This window comes from Mucilaginibacter sp. (genome assembly GCF_028288225.1).
Taxonomy (GTDB): Bacteria; Bacteroidota; Bacteroidia; order Sphingobacteriales; family Sphingobacteriaceae; genus Mucilaginibacter.
Genome location: NZ_JAQBOC010000095.1, coordinates 62,217 through 79,598 on the forward strand (window position 1 = coordinate 62,217; position 17,382 = coordinate 79,598).

20 protein-coding genes and 2 tRNA genes are annotated in these 17,382 nt (G+C 42.5%); 10 read left to right on the forward strand and 12 right to left on the reverse strand.

All coding sequences use genetic code 11. From position 1 onward, the window contains the following. Positions 1–42 precede the first annotated feature (42 nt). On the reverse strand, positions 43–1,047 hold the full coding sequence (locus tag JWQ54_RS28225; protein WP_299591297.1) for a Gfo/Idh/MocA family oxidoreductase: 1,005 nt from the start codon (positions 1,045–1,047) through the stop codon (positions 43–45). 165 nt (positions 1,048–1,212) lie between these two features. On the opposite strand from JWQ54_RS28225, the gene JWQ54_RS28230 reads away from it, so the two are divergent. From JWQ54_RS28230 to JWQ54_RS28240, 3 genes are all read left to right on the forward strand, one after another. Then, a complete protein-coding gene (locus JWQ54_RS28230) occupies positions 1,213–1,785 on the forward strand; it encodes a Crp/Fnr family transcriptional regulator (RefSeq protein ID WP_299591299.1) in 573 nt (190 codons plus the stop codon). 70 nt (positions 1,786–1,855) lie between these two features. Continuing rightward, positions 1,856–2,296: a carboxymuconolactone decarboxylase family protein gene (locus JWQ54_RS28235; protein ID WP_299591301.1), complete on the forward strand. Its 441-nt coding sequence runs from the start codon at positions 1,856–1,858 to the stop codon at positions 2,294–2,296. Positions 2,297–2,389: 93 nt separating this feature from the next. Next, positions 2,390–2,740: a nuclear transport factor 2 family protein gene (locus tag JWQ54_RS28240; RefSeq protein ID WP_299591303.1), complete on the forward strand. Its 351-nt coding sequence runs from the start codon at positions 2,390–2,392 to the stop codon at positions 2,738–2,740. 87 nt (positions 2,741–2,827) lie between these two features. Here the strand turns inward: JWQ54_RS28240 and JWQ54_RS28245 are convergent, their stop codons facing one another. Next, complete coding sequence (locus tag JWQ54_RS28245) at positions 2,828–3,496, reverse strand: FISUMP domain-containing protein (protein ID WP_299591305.1); 669 nt, start codon at positions 3,494–3,496, stop codon at positions 2,828–2,830. A gap of 72 nt (positions 3,497–3,568) precedes the next feature. Next, positions 3,569–3,940 (reverse strand): glyoxalase superfamily protein, encoded by a 372-nt coding sequence (locus JWQ54_RS28250; RefSeq protein ID WP_367187151.1) that lies wholly within the window; start codon positions 3,938–3,940, stop codon positions 3,569–3,571. Between the two features lie 120 nt (positions 3,941–4,060). On the opposite strand from JWQ54_RS28250, the gene JWQ54_RS28255 reads away from it, so the two are divergent. Beyond that, positions 4,061–4,142: transfer RNA gene (locus JWQ54_RS28255), tRNA-Leu, on the forward strand. Positions 4,143–4,225: 83 nt separating this feature from the next. On the opposite strand, the gene JWQ54_RS28260 is transcribed toward JWQ54_RS28255, so the two are convergent. Continuing rightward, positions 4,226–4,642: a nuclear transport factor 2 family protein gene (locus tag JWQ54_RS28260; RefSeq protein ID WP_299591307.1), complete on the reverse strand. Its 417-nt coding sequence runs from the start codon at positions 4,640–4,642 to the stop codon at positions 4,226–4,228. 216 nt (positions 4,643–4,858) lie between these two features. On the opposite strand from JWQ54_RS28260, the gene JWQ54_RS28265 reads away from it, so the two are divergent. The 3 genes from JWQ54_RS28265 to JWQ54_RS28275 all read left to right on the forward strand — a co-directional run bounded on the left by JWQ54_RS28265 (position 4,859) and on the right by JWQ54_RS28275 (position 6,587). Next, positions 4,859–5,383: a DinB family protein gene (locus JWQ54_RS28265; protein WP_299591309.1), complete on the forward strand. Its 525-nt coding sequence runs from the start codon at positions 4,859–4,861 to the stop codon at positions 5,381–5,383. A gap of 194 nt (positions 5,384–5,577) precedes the next feature. Beyond that, positions 5,578–6,126 carry an RNA 2'-phosphotransferase gene (locus JWQ54_RS28270; protein ID WP_299591311.1) on the forward strand — a complete coding sequence of 183 codons (549 nt, stop codon included), beginning with the start codon at positions 5,578–5,580 and terminating at the stop codon, positions 6,124–6,126. Further along, positions 6,123–6,587, forward strand: a complete 465-nt coding sequence (locus JWQ54_RS28275) for a DinB family protein (RefSeq protein ID WP_299591313.1) — start codon at positions 6,123–6,125, stop codon at positions 6,585–6,587. The genes JWQ54_RS28270 and JWQ54_RS28275 overlap by 4 nt, the downstream gene beginning before the upstream one ends. Positions 6,588–6,601: 14 nt before the next feature. Here the strand turns inward: JWQ54_RS28275 and JWQ54_RS28280 are convergent, their stop codons facing one another. The 4 genes from JWQ54_RS28280 to kdsA all read right to left on the reverse strand — a co-directional run bounded on the left by JWQ54_RS28280 (position 6,602) and on the right by kdsA (position 9,963). After that, positions 6,602–7,198, reverse strand: coding sequence for a short chain dehydrogenase (locus JWQ54_RS28280; RefSeq protein WP_299591315.1), 597 nt, complete (start codon positions 7,196–7,198; stop codon positions 6,602–6,604). Between the two features lie 35 nt (positions 7,199–7,233). Next, positions 7,234–8,025 (reverse strand): helical backbone metal receptor, encoded by a 792-nt coding sequence (locus tag JWQ54_RS28285; protein ID WP_299591316.1) that lies wholly within the window; start codon positions 8,023–8,025, stop codon positions 7,234–7,236. A 114-nt stretch (positions 8,026–8,139) separates the two neighbouring features. After that, on the reverse strand, positions 8,140–9,075 hold the full coding sequence (locus JWQ54_RS28290) for a KpsF/GutQ family sugar-phosphate isomerase (protein WP_299591317.1): 936 nt from the start codon (positions 9,073–9,075) through the stop codon (positions 8,140–8,142). Positions 9,076–9,189: 114 nt separating this feature from the next. Continuing rightward, positions 9,190–9,963, reverse strand: coding sequence for a 3-deoxy-8-phosphooctulonate synthase (gene kdsA / locus JWQ54_RS28295; RefSeq protein WP_299591319.1), 774 nt, complete (start codon positions 9,961–9,963; stop codon positions 9,190–9,192). Positions 9,964–10,165: 202 nt separating this feature from the next. Here kdsA and hscB point away from each other — a divergent pair, with 202 nt between their 5' ends. The 3 genes from hscB (at position 10,166) to JWQ54_RS28310 (ending at position 13,236) form a co-directional block, all read left to right on the forward strand. After that, positions 10,166–10,690, forward strand: a complete 525-nt coding sequence (gene hscB / locus JWQ54_RS28300; RefSeq protein WP_299591320.1) for a Fe-S protein assembly co-chaperone HscB — start codon at positions 10,166–10,168, stop codon at positions 10,688–10,690. 30 nt (positions 10,691–10,720) lie between these two features. Continuing rightward, positions 10,721–10,804, forward strand: a tRNA-Leu gene (locus JWQ54_RS28305). A gap of 623 nt (positions 10,805–11,427) precedes the next feature. Next, positions 11,428–13,236: a hypothetical protein gene (locus tag JWQ54_RS28310; RefSeq protein ID WP_299591322.1), complete on the forward strand. Its 1,809-nt coding sequence runs from the start codon at positions 11,428–11,430 to the stop codon at positions 13,234–13,236. Positions 13,237–13,890: 654 nt separating this feature from the next. Here the strand turns inward: JWQ54_RS28310 and JWQ54_RS28315 are convergent. The 4 genes from JWQ54_RS28315 to JWQ54_RS28330 form a co-directional block, all read right to left on the reverse strand. Further along, positions 13,891–14,850 (reverse strand): alpha/beta hydrolase, encoded by a 960-nt coding sequence (locus JWQ54_RS28315; RefSeq protein ID WP_299591323.1) that lies wholly within the window; start codon positions 14,848–14,850, stop codon positions 13,891–13,893. 103 nt (positions 14,851–14,953) lie between these two features. Next, positions 14,954–15,406, reverse strand: a complete 453-nt coding sequence (locus tag JWQ54_RS28320) for an organic hydroperoxide resistance protein (RefSeq protein ID WP_299591325.1) — start codon at positions 15,404–15,406, stop codon at positions 14,954–14,956. Between the two features lie 117 nt (positions 15,407–15,523). Then, entirely contained in the window at positions 15,524–16,111 is a 588-nt protein-coding gene (locus tag JWQ54_RS28325; RefSeq protein WP_299591327.1) for a TetR/AcrR family transcriptional regulator, read from the reverse strand. A 262-nt stretch (positions 16,112–16,373) separates the two neighbouring features. Next, positions 16,374–17,381, reverse strand: a complete 1,008-nt coding sequence (locus JWQ54_RS28330; RefSeq protein ID WP_299591329.1) for an SMP-30/gluconolactonase/LRE family protein — start codon at positions 17,379–17,381, stop codon at positions 16,374–16,376. Position 17,382: the final 1 nt, after the last annotated feature.

The following is a 17,382-nucleotide window of genomic DNA, read 5'->3' on the forward strand; positions in this document are numbered from 1 at the left end:
TCTTGTTTTAAATAACTTACGCATTTAAACCCCCATGGTTGTTTAAATGATATTAATTTCGTCAGCAGCATACCTAATCCCTGCTATGCTTCTTATCTTATCTAAAGTTTTCATCAACAGCAAAGTATCAGCAAACGGAATAACATCGCTTTCAGTAAGGCCTCTCCTTAAGCAATCATTTACATGGCGGGCTTCGTACTGGTAACCAAAGCCGGTTTCCTTTTCAACAGAAATAACCTCCCTGCTGTCGGGGTATTTGGTGTAATATTCAATAGTTGCTGATGGCTCATAAAACCGTGAGGTAAGCCTTATCCGGCCGTCGGTTCCGCTAATATCAGCTTCCGTTGCCAGGTTTGAGGAGAAGGTTGAGAACAGTTGTGCCATTGCTCCATTTTTGTACTTGAATAGTATGGCACATTGCTCATCCACACCTGTAGAAGCCGGAGTCATTGTTGCTTCAATAACATCAGGCTTTCCCAATACGCTCATCGCCATAAAAACATTGTAAATGCCTATATCCATTAAGGTTCCCCCGCCAAGTGCAGGGTCAAAAAGCCTTGCCGGGATAGGCGGTGCAGGTTTAAATCCGAAGTTTATCAGTACAGAGCGAATTTCGCCAAGCAGCCCCTGCCCTATTATTTCGTGCAGTTTTTTATAATGCGGGTGAAATTTTGTCCACAGTGCTTCCATTAAAAACACTTTATTTTCCCTGGCCATGTCAATCATAGCCTGGGCTTGCCGGGCATTCATGGCAAAGGGCTTTTCGCACAATACTGCCTTGTTGTGTTGCAAACAAAGCAGGGTATTTTCATAATGCAGGTTATGCGGTGTTGCAATATAAATTACGTCAATATCGGGGTCTGTAACCAGTTTTTCATAACTGGCATGACGGTTTTTTATATTGAATTCCTTCCCAAATTCATCAGCCAATTGCTGTGTACGCGAGCCAATGGCTATTAATTTTGCATCGGCAACCAATTTAAGGTCACTTGCAAACTTACCGGCTATGCGCCCGGCGCCTAAAATTCCCCATTTAATAGTTTTCATGCTGCTAAGATAGCGTTGAGAGGTAAGAATTAAGAAGCAAGAGTCAAGATAAAAAAGGGATAAATCAAAAAATATAACAAATATGATGATGATCTATTTCTTGTATTTCGTCTCTTGCTTCTTGACTCTTATTTCTCGTATCTTGGTTCTTGATTCTAATTTACCATGTATCCAGAACTCCTTGCCCACATAAAAAGATATGTACAGCTAACGCCTGCTGAAGAACAATTACTTTGTGAAAAGCTTGAGCCAAAAAAATTTAAAAAGAAAGAATTTTTATTAGAAGCCGGTAAACATTGCCACGGTAATTACTTTGTTGTAAAAGGGTGTTTAAGGCTGTATTTTGTAAACAATAAGCTAAACGAGCAAATTATCCAATTTGGGATCGAGAACTGGTGGATCACTGACTACGATGGCCTGATGAGCAAACAGGCGTCAACCTGCTATATCCAGGCGATTGAAGCATCGGAGGTATTGCTGTTAAATGAAAAGAACCAGGCAATGCTTTTTGAGCAGATCCCGCGTTTGGAAAGTTATTTCAGGATAATGATGCAAAAGGCTTACGTAGCTTCTCAACGCCGTATCGGTTACATTTTTAATCAGACGGAAGAAGAGCGGTACATCCATTTTTCAAGTCGGTTCCCTGAATTTATGCAGCGGGTACCGCAATACATGCTGGCCTCCTATCTTGGCTTTACCCCGCAGTTTTTAAGCAGGTTAAGGGCAAAAAAGGTTTAATTTCTTAACCGTAGTTCATTTTTTTAGGGGCTTTTGTTGCGCAACTTTGTTTTATCAAAACAACAAGATCATGAGCGACAGAACAAAAATTAACGTGGCAGATCCGGCAGCATACAAAGCCATGCTGGCCCTGGAACATTACATTGAAAGCACCGGTTTAGCAACCAAACATAACGACTTAATAAAAATCCGCGCCTCGCAAATAAACGGCTGTACCTATTGTATTGACATCCACACCCGGGATGCACGCAAAGCAGGCGAAACAGAACAGCGCATTTACGGCCTTACCTCATGGCGTGAAACCCCGTTTTTTGACGAACAGGAACGCGCCATACTTGCCCTTACCGAGGAAGTTACGCTGATCAGCAATAAAGTATCCGATGAAACTTATAATGCTGCTGCAGCCCTGTTTGATAAGGCTTACCTTGCCCAGCTAATAATGTCCATCATCACCATTAACGCCTGGAACAGGATTGGGGTAACTACTAAGCTGGAGCCTACCTTGTTATAAAAAAAGCAAGTGTAAAAGTGTAATAATCAGGATAAAAGATTTAGGAAGTCACCTAAATCTTTTATCTTTATTTAACAAAACCAATGAAGCAAAATGAAAACAGAAATTCATTCACCGGCAAGTGTTACCAGGGATGTATTACTTGCTTTTGTAGATGCCCTTAATAGGGAGGATTTTAAAGCCGCGAGAGAATATGTATGTGATGATATGAAATTTGAGGGCGTTTTGGGCTCACGCGAGGGGGCCGACCTGTATTTTAGCGACATGGAACGGATGAAACTAAAATACAACATAAAAAAACTTGTAGCGGAAGATGACGATGCCTGCCTGCTTTTTGACGTAGCCATGAGAGGTATTCCTATCTTAACTTCGGGATGGTACCATATGAAAGACGGCAAGATCAGTACCATTAAAGTAATTTTTGATCCCCGGCCTTTGCTTTAAAATATGTTTTTTAAGACTTGCGAAGTTTTGAAAACCTCGCAAGGTTCAGGCCATTTATGTTCTTGAGCAAGCATGGGAGAAACCCGCTTATTTGTCTTTTACAAATCTGACAGATATGTATAAATTATCCGCATCATATGTATTAAGAATTTGTTCGAGCTGTGCCGACTCAGGTGATATTTCGATATTATAAATATATAACCCCTCGGTTGCGGACTTAGGCGTATCGGAAGTAAGAAATCTTGAGCTCATAGAATTATCACGTATTTTTTCACCGCGTAACATTTCGTAAAAGCCGGCATTTATCACGCTAAAACCGGAAGTGTTAGTTCCGGTTAATATACCACCCCACCCTGAAGAAACGCATAATTCCGATGCATCATTCGAACCGTTTAAATAATAATTTCCGTTGAAATCAGGAGGATTTTTTGAAAAATTGCTCAAGAGTTTACTAAAATCTTTTACAGAAGGTACACGCCAGCCAGTCGGCAGTGAAATCAAGTCTGCCTCGCTATGATTGTAAAAATTACCGTAAGCTTCTGTTGCAGGCAGATTGTAACCACCCGGTCCTTTATAATTTACACTAGTCCAGATTTGGGAGCCGATTGTTACCGTAGGGTAAGTTACACCATTTATTTTGACGCTGTTTTTATCTTCAACAGGAGTATTATCGCTATTCTTTTTACTGCATGAAACAAGCGCAAATGTTGTAAGTAATAATAAAACAGAAAGTAAAGATGTGTATTTCCTTTTCACTAATTTAAATTGTTTAGGTTTTTGAATGCTTCAAAAGTAATAAACTATTTATAAAATCATAGTCACTATAATTTAACCTATATCTTTCCCAAACCTGAGCGTATTGCCATCCGGGTCAGTTACATAAAACTCCCGCATGCCCCAGGTTTGGTCTAAAGGGCCCTGGTGAACCGGGGAGTTTTTTTTGGATGATTGATCCAGCCCCCTGCTTACATATTTTTGAAACAGCTCATCAACCTCATCAACACGAACATTTATTGCGCAGCCAAATACACTGTCGCCGCTTAAAACGGATAACTGGATCTCACCGGCGCCATTTACCAGGTTGATGACCGGGAAATCGGTATCCGGATCCGCGCATTTAGGCTCAAAATCAAGAATGGTTGTATAAAATTTGACTGATGCAGCCATGTCCCTGCATTTGATGATGGGTATCATTTTCATAGTAACAAACTAGATTATAAAAATAAAACATTGTGTAATAGGTTGATACACGTAAAAGCAAAAAATATTTTATAATTTACTATTTTAAGCTATCTTTGCGACCTCATAAAAATCCTAACTGCGGAAGTGGCGTAATTGGTAGCCGCACCAGACTTAGGATCTGGCGCTTCACGGCGTGGGGGTTCGAGTCCCTTCTTCCGCACAAAATTAAACCTGGTCAATTTGGCTGGGTTTTTTAATTTAAAATGCTGCGGTGAAAACACCGACTATAGGCTAAATGCGGAGTCACACGATCTGCTGAACCCATTGACTTCGCCAGGCCGGCGCGTCGAAGGGATCTGCGAAATACTGTGTCTCGTGCACAACCTTACCGTTGCGGAACTCCATAATGCTCACTGTGTATGCTGATTGCCCCTGATAGATAATTGTGTATTCCGTGATCCAGAGGTCGCCTTTCCCGAGAATTCGCCTGACATTGAATCCCGATGGCTTACCCGGATGATGACTTCGCAAGGCCTGTAAATTGCTCCGTCCGAGGATGCGTTCGCCTGATTGGGGATAATCACAGATGGCATCGTCATCGTAAATCTCATGTTCCGCGTTTGCATCGCCGACTGCCGACGCGTGCCAGTGCGCATTCAGGACTTCACGTATTTGTTCTTCTTCCCTAGGCAGTTCCGTTGGTTTGGTTTTTCCGTTCATGTTTTTATTTGTTTAGCTTATTTGACAATCAACAAAATATCTTCAAGGCGTTCTAATGCAGTCCCATGCTCCGCACAGTGCCGTTAACTGAACAGTAATCGGCTTTTATTGTTTATTCCTTCTGTCTCCCAAAAAATGTCTTAACCCCTACTGACATAGGGTTGTCACTACCCCTGCTTTTCTTTGATGTGAAATCATCTTAAAAGTAAAACAACAATGGAAAACAATCAAATCAAACAACAAATTAACAATGCGATTGAGGGATTCACCACTTCCGCTTCTATACTAAATTATTGGCAGGGTCATCGCCGCTTAACAAGGCAGGTGATTGAAGCTTTTCCGGAAGACAAACTATTTAAATATTCGCTAGGCGGAATGCGTCCCTTCGCTGTGATGGTAAATGAGATCATGAGTATGGCAGATTCAGGGATCCAGGATCTTTTCCAGGACAAGTCCACACCAATAGCAGAACTTAACCATCTTTCCGGAAAGTGCTTTGCATGCACAAAAGAAGAGCTTTTAAATTTATGGGATGATGTAACTTATAAAATTGATACACTTTGGCCACTCATCCCGCAGCAGCGTTTCCGTGAAGTGATGCTGGCTTTTGGAGCGTATGAAGGGGTAACATCCGACATTATACTATATTGGATTGATAACGAAATCCATCACAGGGCACAAGGTTATGTTTACCTGCGGTGCTTAGGGGTTGAACCACCGGCCTTTTGGAACAGGAATTAGAGATATTGGCAAATATTCATGATTATCTTTAGAAGATCCTGCAGGTTTTCTGCTTATCTTTATTATAAAAGTCGTTGACTGGATTTAGTTAACGGCTTTTTAAAAATTACTTTCAAAACATTTACTACGTCTTCACTAAATCTCATGTGTCACAAGTTTTATTATTGGTTATTATTGTAATATAATTACCAATAATGATTACCGAAAAAGAAAATATTAAGATCAGCAAATTCCTCAGTTTGGTTTTACGCCATCGGCCTGAAACTATTGGAATTGATCTGGATGAAAATGGCTGGACAAATGTTGAAGAACTCATAAAAAAATCAAATAACGCCCGCGTGCAATTTGACCCGGAAATTCTTAAATATGTAGTTGATACCAACAGCAAAAAGAGGTTTAGTTTTAATGAAACGTTTGATAAGATAAGAGCAAGCCAGGGACATTCTGTTGAAGTTGATTTGGGATATACCGCAACAACTCCGCCCGAAATACTATATCACGGCACTGCTGTTAAGAGCATTGATTCGATATTAATATCAGGGCTCAAAAAAAGAGACAGGCACCATGTACATTTAAGCAGTGATATTGAAACCGCTATTAAAGTAGGCCAGCGACATGGTAAAGCTTTTGTATTTAAAGTATCTGCCGGCCGAATGCATAATGACAAATTTGAATTCTTTTTGTCAGAAAATGGCGTCTGGTTAACAGATAATGTACCTGTAAAGTATTTGAAGCAAGAATGAGCACACCTGATTTTCAAAATATCTTTTTTGATTCATTCAATACTTTTAAAGTATTCGACGACTTATCCGTTATTATCGCTAATGAAAAACCGCCCGGTGCACCAAAATCCGTTTGGCAGATTTTAAATCATTTAGTTAGCTGGCAGCAGCAGCAGCTATCACTGCTTAACGGAGAAACGCCCTTACAAAATATTATTGAAACAGAGACCTGGATTGGTAAACCTGTTAATGAGCAAAGCTTTATTGATAGTATTGTATCAACGTTTAATGATCAAATAAAGGAAATTAAACATATTACTTCTGCACTTACACCAAACACACCCAGCCTGCAATTGAAGCTGAAGTGTGTTCAGGATCTAACCGGTCATTTATCGTTCCACTTAGGAGAAATTATATTGATAAGAAGACAGCTTAAAAATTACCCGATGCCGGATGAAATGAAAGCATTTTTATTAGTATAATTTATCTTATCTCCTCAAAACACCTTAATAACCTCGCCTGTAAGCGCCCCTAAAACACTTTTCACATAGGCCTGCGTTACTCTATCCATCTTAACTGGTATATGACCGGCAAAATAAGGAAAGTAGCCTGGCGATTCTTCAAAAACTCCCGGACTTATAGCGTTTATGCGCACACCATTATCAAGTTCAATGGCAGCAGATCTAACAAAGGCATTAATGGCCCCGTTAACAGCGCTTAAATTGGCTCCAAGCACTATCGGGTCTTCGCTCAAGATCCCTGAAGTTAACGTAAAAGAACCTTTAGGGTTAACGTAATGCTGACCGATTAATACCAAATTGATCTGCCCCATCAGCTTACTATCTATTCCTTTCCTGAAATCTGCATCCTTCATGGTGTTTAGAGTACCAAAATGCGCGCTTCCGGCTGCGCTTACCACAGCGTCAAACTTGCCGGTTTGTTCAAAAAAATGCTCAATAGAATCGGGCGACGTAATATCTACCTGCAAGTCGCCGCTTTTTGAACCCGCCTTTATAACCTCATGGTCTTTTTGTAAAGCGCGGGTTATATGTTTACCGATGGTGCCTGTAGCACCGATGATGATTATTTTCATTGTAGCGATTTGAAAATCAAATCTACTGCAATCACTCATTGCAACCTAATCAAATTCTTCACCAAATCGTCAAAATACTCCGGGGCTCCGAGCAGCCTGTTGCCATACCACGAAAACATTTCACCATCAACCAGTTTAATTATAGCAGTTGGTACAATAGCCTTAAGCTCGGCAATATGTTTTTCTTTAAAAGGATAAGGCTCTGATGAAAGCAAAATAACATCAGGGTTAGCGTCACTTAATAATAAAGCATCAACCTCAGGATACCTTTCCATCTCAAATGCATTTATTAAACCGCATTTTTGCAGCATGCTGTCAATAAAAGTATTCTTACCGGCTACCATATACGGTTTACGCCATATAAAATAAGCCGCCCGCATACCCGATATGGCAAGGTTTAGCTTAGTAAAGTTTTGATTTATAGAATTATTGAGCGCTGCTGTCTCCTTTTTCCGGTCAACTAATTCTCCCACCCTTTCTATCATTTCAAGAGCTCCTTCAAGGTTATATATATCGCTTATCCAAACCGGGAAGTGCTCCATCAACTCTTCTAACTGGCTGCGTTCATTCTCTTCCTTATTAGCAATGATCAGATCCGGGTTCAGTGATTTTATTTTGGCGATGTCCAGCTGTTTGGTGCCACCAATTTTTGTAGCCGATTTGAATTTATCAGCGGGATGAATACAGAATTTGGTTATGCCGATCACTTCCTCATTCAGCCCCAAATAAAACAGCAACTCCGTTTGCGACGGCACCACTGAGATTATTCTTTTAGGTACAGATGGCAGGTTAATTTCCCTGTTAAACTGATCGGAGTAAATGGGCATTTTTCTTGAGTTGATTGAGTTAGATTAGGTTTATTAAGTTAGATTAAGTTCAAACAGTACAGCTTAGCTAATTTAACCCTACAACAACTCACTCAACTTAATAAACCTAATCAACTAATGATTATAAATCTGGTAAACTCCACTCACAAACCGGTCATCTGATGATCCGACGAGTACAGTTGTGATCTTCTTTTCTATCATTAGCTGTTCCGCCTGGTTAATAAACTCATCTTCTTCAATAAATACCGGCGTTTTGGTCATCATCCCTTCAATAGTAAGCTGTGAGGTGTCCGGGTTTTTAAATAACGCACGCCTTAAGTCGCCGTCTGTAACTATTCCTTTTACATTATTGGCATCGCCCACTATCACCATCCCCAAACGACCTTCTGACATTTTGAGTAATAATTCAGTAAATGATGCATCCAAGTTTATAAAGGGCAATTTATCAATCCGCATCAGGTCTTTAACCCTGATCAGCAATTTACGGCCAAGGCTGCCGCCCGGATGGAAACGGGCAAAGTCCTCCTGCTGAAACTGGCGCGATTCCATTAAAGCTACAGCCAGCGCATCGCCCATAACAAGGGCTGCAGTGGTTGATGAGGTTGGCGCCAAAGCAAGCGGGCAAGCCTCCTGCTTTATACAAATATTGAGATGATAATGGCTGTTTTTAGCAACCGTTGATTTTGGGTTCCCTGTTATAGCAATAATGGTATTTTTGTTCCACTCCAAAAAAGGGATCAGCTTAAGCACTTCATCCGTCTCTCCCGAATAAGAGATCAGGATCACCATATCATCAGCGCCCACCATTCCTAAATCGCCATGAAAAGCTTCTCCGGGGTGTAAAAAGAAACTTGGCGTGCCTGTGCTGGCAAAAGTAGCCGCAATCTTTTTACCGATGATCCCCGATTTACCAATGCCGATAACAATAAGCTTACCTGCGTTGTTCAGTATCGCCTCAACCACCTTGCTAAACTCATCATCTATGGAATCAGCAACGTATTGCAATGACGCTATCTCGGTATCAAAAACTCTTTTGGCAATATCTTTCATTATCTGAATCAGAATTTACAGGATTTTAGAATTTCCTGAATTTTAAATTGAATGCATTTGATTTATATACCGCTGATAGGATTCTGCTAATTCTTTAATTTTGTGAATTCTGATTCAGACCAACGGCGCCATTACCTTATCCAGATCCTGTAGTTTCACCATGTTAGGCCCATCGCTTAAGGCATTGTCCGGATCAGGGTGAATCTCCATAAAATAGCCATCAGCGCCAAATGCTTTTGCTGCCAGCGCCATCATAGGTACAAAGGTACGGTCGCCGCCCGTTTTGCCGCCTGCACCACCCGGGCGCTGTACCGAATGCGTACAATCCATACAAACAGGGTAGCCGAACTTCTTCATATCATAAATATTCCTGAAATCAACAGCAAGGTTATTATAGCCATACATGTTACCACGCTCGGTTAATATTACTTGTGTGTTCCCGGCTTCTACAACTTTTTGTGCCGGGTAAAACATATCCTGGCCCGACAGAAACTGTGCCTTTTTTATATTAACGATCTTTCCTGTTTTGGCGGCAGCCACCAGCAGATCAGTCTGGCGGCATAAAAACGCGGGGATCTGTAATATATCAACCACCTCGCCAGCAATAGCCGCCTGGTAGCTTTCGTGAATATCGGTTATAAGCGGCAAGCCGAAACGTTCCTTAACCTTTAGCAGCATTTCCATACCATTTTCCAGGCCCGGGCCACGGTATGAGTGGATGGATGTGCGGTTGGCCTTATCAAACGATGACTTAAAAACTACCGGCACGTTGTACTTTTGCCCTGCTTCGGCAACTTTTTCGGCCACTGTGTATAAAAGCTCCTGGTTTTCCATTACACATGGGCCAAGTATAAAGAACGGCTTCTGCCGCATTTGTTCAAATAACATAAAATCAAGGATAATGGACAAAGATAAGATAAGAGCACTAATTACACGAATTGGTACGAATTTCACGAATTATTAAAGTCGGTGTTAGGTAATACTTCACATACATCTTTAATCTGTAAAATTTCATGCTCTTTATTCCGTTTGCGTTTTTAAATTCGTGTAATTCGAAAAAATTCGTGTAATTCGTGTTTTTCCATTTGTTATGAATTATTTTGAGTTTTACGGCATTCCTGAATCCTTTAACCCCGACACCGCATTACTAAAGAAAAAGTTTTACGAACTGAGCAAAAAATACCATCCCGACTTTCATGCTAATAAAGATGACGCCAAACAGCAGGAGATCCTGGAGCTTTCTACCCTGAATAATAAGGCTCATCAGACGCTTTCAGACCCATATAAACGGCTTGAATATATTTTAAGAACCCATAATTTGCTGGAAGAAGGCGCTAAACCGCAGCTCCCGTCAGATTTCTTAATGGAAATGATGGATATTAATGAAAGGTTGATGGAAGTGGATGACGCGAATGAGCTGGGACATATAACTGCAGAAGTACTTGCTATTGAGGGAGATATTAACGAAAGTATTGCCAGGTTTACTGCCGGTTATAGGCAATTGGATGACACAGCTAAGGAAGATCGTTTAAATAAAATAGCTGATTGTTATTTTAGACAAAAATATCTGTTGCGTATTAAAGATAGTTTAAATATATTTGCATCCCGATTCTGAACGACTAATCCACGTTCATGTCTTAAAAATGCCCAGATGGCGGAATCGGTAGACGCGCTGGTCTCAAACACCTGTGGTCGCAAGGCCGTGCCGGTTCGACCCCGGCTCTGGGTACAAAGCCGGAGTAATCGCAATTTTTTGCTTTTATTCCGGTTTTTGTCGTTTTTAACCTATTGTTAATCAGCTAAATAAGCTCTACCAATTTGTTGAACGGAGCGGTTCAACCTTCGTCATTAGAAAAAACCCATTTTTTTGAAAAAGTCGGACCAATTATCAAACATTTACCCTCGATATAGATTCTTTGTATAGATAAACTATCTTTTTAAGGTTGTTTTAACACTTTATTTACAATTTCTTCAATATTCACTTCAGTTGGAAGTTTTTTATTCAAATTTTTTAATTCTGCTTCCACCCTATTTATTCTTTCTTCGTAAGCTTTCTTCAGTTCCTATAATCGTCTGGATCGATTGCTTCAGAATGCAACAATTCCCTCGACTTAGTTATCCGATCATTTTGATCAGTGATTTAAGCTTTAATTTGAACCTTATCACAAGCACGGGCAGATCGCTTGCTGTTGCGTTAATGGCAAATATCAAGGGAACGTCTCATTGCGCGAAGTTAACTTACCGGCGTCCGGTAAGAAATAAAGCCAACAACGACCAGCACCTGGATAGAGATCCTATAGCCGGTCTGTAAATTCCGGTTAAAGTTGAACTGCATGTGAATAGGTGGCTAAATTGAAAGCGAAAAAATTAAAAAATAACTTCCCGGAACGGAAGAACGCAAAAAAATCCGGGAACGCATTATTTTGCAGCGGGAAAACTGTAAATTGGACCATGGTTAAAATCGTTTTCCCGATTTTATTGCTGGGTACTATCCTGATGTTCGCCGGTGCAACACTGCGCCGGTCCGGGCGTCTTGAATACGCCCACGATGTAAATATCTGCGGTGCCTTGCCTTCGGACATCGCGCCGGGTAAAGACGGGAAATTTATCCCTGTTATCGCCGGTACTGGCCATCATCATTACACCGTCCACACCACATCAGACAGCGCACAAATCTATTTCGACCAGGGGCTGTCTTTCTATTACAGCTATCATTTTACAGAAGCACTGGCATCGTTCAAAGAAGCTGCCCGGTTTGACCCCGGCTGCACCATGGCCTGGTGGGGACAAACACTTGCCCTGGGCCCTTATTACAATAGTTACAGCTATAAAATGACGGGGGCGGTGCCAATCGCGCTCCTGGCTTTGCAACGTTCGAATACCGGGGCAGACGCCAGGGAAAACGATCTGGCCCAAGCCATGCTGCAACGCTACTCCTCCGATACCACCAATGCCGACCGCAGGCACCTGGATGAACGCTATGCAACGGCCATGAAAGGGCTTGCCATCAAATACCCTTCCGATAATGACATCAGAGCATTATACATCGACGCCGTAATGCTCTGCCACAAATGGGATTTCTGGAATACAGATGGCAGCCCCAAGGTCTGGACACCTGAGCTGGTTAGCTTATGTGAAAGTATCCTGAAAGCGGAGCCTAAGCAACCCGCCGCGCTGCACTATTATATTCACCTGACCGAGGCTTCGCGCCATCCCGGAACCGCCCTGCCTTATGCCGATGAACTAAAGGACCTGATGCCCGGTGTAGCGCATATGGTGCACATGTCTACCCACTCCTATCAGCGCAATGGACTTTTCGCCAAAGGCGTGCTGGTTAACGAGCAGGCGAATACGGTCTTCAGCAAAATGGATTCGGCGGCGCCCTATCTTCACCTTAGCAAATATACCCCGATCCACTTTTTTGCCGTGCAGTCTTATTGCGCGATGAATGCAGGGATGTATGCCAAAGGTATGCCACTTTACCTGCGCGCCAGGGAGCAGATGGCAGCGCTTAAACCGGCTTATAAAAATGACCCGTACGCACAGTTTGTCTATGCGTTACCCGAGATCGCGCTGGTGCGCCTGGGTAAATGGCAGGAGATATTGAAAGAACCCCGTCCCGATGCCAAATGGAAATATGCCCTGATCATGGACGATTTTGCCAAGGGCCTGGCGCATGTCCGCGCACATGACCTCACAGCTGCCCGGCAATGCCTCAGTGACCTGAAAGCCAACCTTAACGACAGTCTGCTGGCTATCCGCCGCATGCCTTATAATAAACCGAAGCAAAGCGCTGAGGTTGCAGCGGGTATACTCTCCGGCGAGCTATTGTTTGCTGAAGGAAAAACTGCAGCAGCTATCGGCGCATTTAAAAGTGCGGTTAGCGCCGAGGAACAATTGATCTACCGCGAACCACAGGAATGGTTCCTGCCCGCGCGGCAGTACCTGGGTAACTGCTTGCTAAAAATGAATCAAGCTGCTGCAGCTGAAAAAGTTTACAGGGATGATTTAGTCGCTAACCCGGGAAACGGCTGGTCGCTATTGGGTTTGTACAACAGTCTGAAAGCCCGGCATCAAATAACAGCAGCTGCAAAGTACAAGATACTTTACCAGCAAGCATTTGCAGCCGCTGATGTTCAGCCTGTTGCATCTATTTTTTAAAACCCGGCCAAAGTCTTCGGCCAACAACAAACCGCCTGATCTAATTTGTCTGCTACGTCTTTATTAACCATGCTTGGTGCTTCAGAAAGATCTTAATCATCACCGAATCGCCTTCGGCCTTATTTTGTGCCTTGCTTTTTAAGCTTAAAAACACAATTGGAGGAGAACGGTCGTCTCATCATCGTCGGTAACGCTATTTTTGGGTGACCTGGCCTGTGCTGCTTTATTTATGGCCGTGAGGAAACGTTCGAAAGTGAGAGCAAGGGCCATTCATAACATAATGGCTTTTTATTATATTATAAAAATTCAATCTGGATAGCGCTGGTGGAATAAAAAGACGCCCGATGGTTGAGCCAACGAACACGTCGATCAAAAAAGCGCTCAAATCGTATACAAATTAACCTTGATTTTATTAAAAAAGGAAACTGCTTTGCGTTATCAGCAAAGCGGTCTTCTTTTTTTCCTCAAACTGGGCGGAAACCTTTTGAAGCTCCTGTAATGAACCAGATTTTTTCAAATAAATGCGATAGAGGACTTATATACTCCAGCCCGTTCAAGCATGGACGCTGAATGGGCGGAGTTCCTGATCTATAAGCTATTAACACTCCTTTTTAAAAAATCAAAGAAAGCTGCCTCCAACTGATGAGATAATCGTTATTTTCCTAAAAATTCAATAGCTTTCTGAACGAAGTCATCATGATATTGAAAAAAGGCAGCATGACCGGCATCAGGGTAGACGGTCAGCCGGGCATTCGGCAGGCTCTTAGACATGTTGATAGCATTGACCACAGGTACCAGAATATCTTCCTGGCCTTGAGCGATCAGCACCGGTTGCGTTACTGATTGCAGTTCCTTCAGGGCGTCAGGGTATGGCTGTGCCCAACCTAATACTGCTTTTACCTCGGCGGTGAAGCTTTCACCACTTAGCGGGGTATCCCGGTCCACCTGGCGTTCCTGGACCCTTTCGTAAGCGCTTTTGCCGGCACTTTGGCTGGCTGCAGAGGAGGCGAAGAAGGAAGCCAAAAAGACTTGTTCGGGGCTCAGGCCAGCTGCGGACGCCAATATATTGGGAAGATTGGAAAGCCCTTGGCTTCCCTTTGGACCGGTGCCTGTCAGGATGATCTTATTGACCAGTCCAGGTTCGGTCAGCACTATTTGCTGACTGATAAAGGAGCCCATAGAGAAGCCCATTAAATTAACTTTGCTGTAACCCAGAGCTTTTATAAAGGAGGCTATACCTTTCGCCATATCCGGGATATTATCAGGAGTTGTTCCGCCAGATGTCCCCACGCCCTGGATGTCAAAGATGATCACCTTGTATTTTTGGGCGAGGCCATTGGTGATAGCCGGGTCCCAGTCATCCATTGAGCTGCCCAAAGGGGACAGCATCACCAGGGGAATGCCGGGTTTGTCTCCCAGAACACGATAAGCAAATTTAGTTCCACCTGCCGTAACAAATTGCGTAACGGCTGTTTGATGGTGATCTGTAGTTACTCCAACAGGAGTTTTAACAGGTATGCTATCCTTTTTGCAGGATACAAATACAATACCTAGCCCGAGCAGTAGCACTGCAACAGCGCTTTTCATTAGTTGAATTAACCTTCTATTTTTCATGTTTTTATTTTTTTGCAGTAGTAATTTTTATTTAATTTCATCAGTATTGAGAGATTGATCTGTCCTATAAATGCGAACAGGTCAGTTCCGTAAACTATCCAGCCTAGATCAGGTTGATCCCGACATTTATATTGCCGCGTGTAGCTTTTGAATAAGGACATGTTTGGTGGGCTGCATCAACCAGTGCCTGGGCGACTTCGCGGTCCAACCCTGGCAAACTTATATTGAGGCGGGCCTTCAAAGCGAAGGCTTCGCCGGTTAAGCCCAGGTCCACTTCAGCATCAACAGCTCCGTCAGTAGGAAACCTTACCTTCATTTGGGCAGCAGCGAGTTTCATCGCACCGATGAAACAGGCCGACCAGCCTGCAGCAAACAATTGCTCGGGATTGGTACCGGTACCGGGGGTGCCGGGAACTGAAAGTTTAATGTCCAGATTCCCATCAGAGCTCCGGGACGAGCCGCCATCGCGGCCACCGGTAGTGTGGGTCTTGCCTGTGTATAGTACTTTTTCGATTTGGGTATCCACTTGTGGATTCCCTGTTTTGTTCGTTTCCATTATTTTAATTTTAAAATTGATTGTAGACTTTTATGATTTGACTTTATATATGATTGGTTTTGCAACTATATGCACAGCTAATAAATGACCGATCGGTCGTTCATTAGACAAAAAAAATCATATGCTATTTTCTTGGATTTCTTTTTTTATCATCTTTATTAAGATACCCATCTGTTCGTTATTCCCTGAAACGCGCGAGATCAATATGCCTCCTTCAATCATTGCAAACACTTTTATACCAAATTCTTTTGAGTTCCAGTTTTTTTTAAACTCGCCATCAATAATCCCCTGCTCAATAATTCTTGCAAGTAGTTGTGGTGAAGCTTGCACATGCTTGTTCACTTTTTGTCTGATAACAGGACTGGTGTCGTCAGCTTCCATACCAAAATTTAACATAGGACAACCTCCAATAAGAGGGGGATTAAGCGGATCATCATACAAATCAACAAATGCGAATAGTTTACTTTTAGCTGTTTGTCGTTTGTTAACAGCAGCCTCAATTCTTTCAGCCAAACTATCCAGGTTATAGTCAACTGCTGCGTAGGATAGTTCTTCCTTGTTTTCAAAATGCACATACAAACTGCCCTTGGCCAGTTTTGTCGCTTCCATGATATCACTCATTGCTGTTCCGGCTACACCTTTTGTGTTAAAGATCGGTGCCGATTTTTCAATGATAAATTGCTTGGTTCTTTCTGCCTTTGTCATTTTCTTTCTGAATAGCAGGACAAATATAAATGACCTTTCGGTCATTTACGATATCTTCTTAGAAATATTTTCATAAAACAAGGCATCTTTACAAGGTGATGACAATCAGTGGCTATGTTTCCTTCTACTTAGGTAAATATCCCGGGACGACCCCTAAATTTTCATTATTCGAAGGCATTCTCGGGGCTCCGGTCTTTTTGCTGTTCATCCAAGCCGGCAACGGCGCCATTAATGATCGTTTTTTAATTTATTGATGGTGACCTTATCGTAAAGTCACTTTCAATACCCGGTGATTTGACGTAACGTAAAGCGCTTTTTCATCACCTGACAGACTGCAATTTGAAGCCAGATCATTAACTAATATTTTGCCAAGTAATTTACCCTGCCGGTTAAATATCCAGATCCCACCGGGACCGGAAGCAAATACGGTCCCGTTTTTATCTATTTTTAAGCCATCGGGCATCCCTGCTGCTGTTTTGGCAGCTGTGTTTGCGCTGTAAAATATGCGGCCATGTGTAAATAATCCATTCTTATCAAGGTCGTATGCGTACCAATAAGCTTTTCCTTTGTCTGAGTTTGAAATTAATATTGTTTTGCCGCCCGGGAAAAATGCGATGCCGTTTGGCCGGGTCAGCGTATCAGTAAGTAAAGTTATTTTGCCGTTTTTTGCAATCCGGTAAACGCCCTGGTAGGGTGCCCCTTTTAAGGGGTCCTTTACGTTTTTTTCGAGCCCATAGGGCGGATCGGTAAAATAGATATCGCCATTATTAAAAACGGCAAGGTCATTGGGGCTGTCAAACTTTTTGCCCTTATAGGTGGATGCTATTTTTATAAATTTTGGCCGGGGTTTGTCCAGCGGTGCATCCATTACAGATACTACCCTGTCGCCATCCTGGCAAATCACCAATTGACCTTTCAAATTCAGGCACAAACCGTTCGAGCCCAGCTCCCCGCCACGTGGTACGCTGCCGGTGTAGCCGGCAGGTGACAGGTAAACTTCCCTGCCTTTTTCCCTGGTCCATTTGTAAATGACATTTTTTTTAACATCCGAGAAAAGGAACATCCTGTGGCTTTCTACCCATAACGGACCTTCGCTCCACAAAAAGCCATCTGCCAATAACTGCGCTTTTGCGTTTTTACTGACTATGGTATTAAATTCGTGACTGATCCGTTCTAAGCTTATCAGGGGTTTTTGGACCTGACCATAGCTTGCGGCAACCGCCGGGAATAAAAGGATGATGACCGCAGTTAAACATTTGTTTTTTTTCATC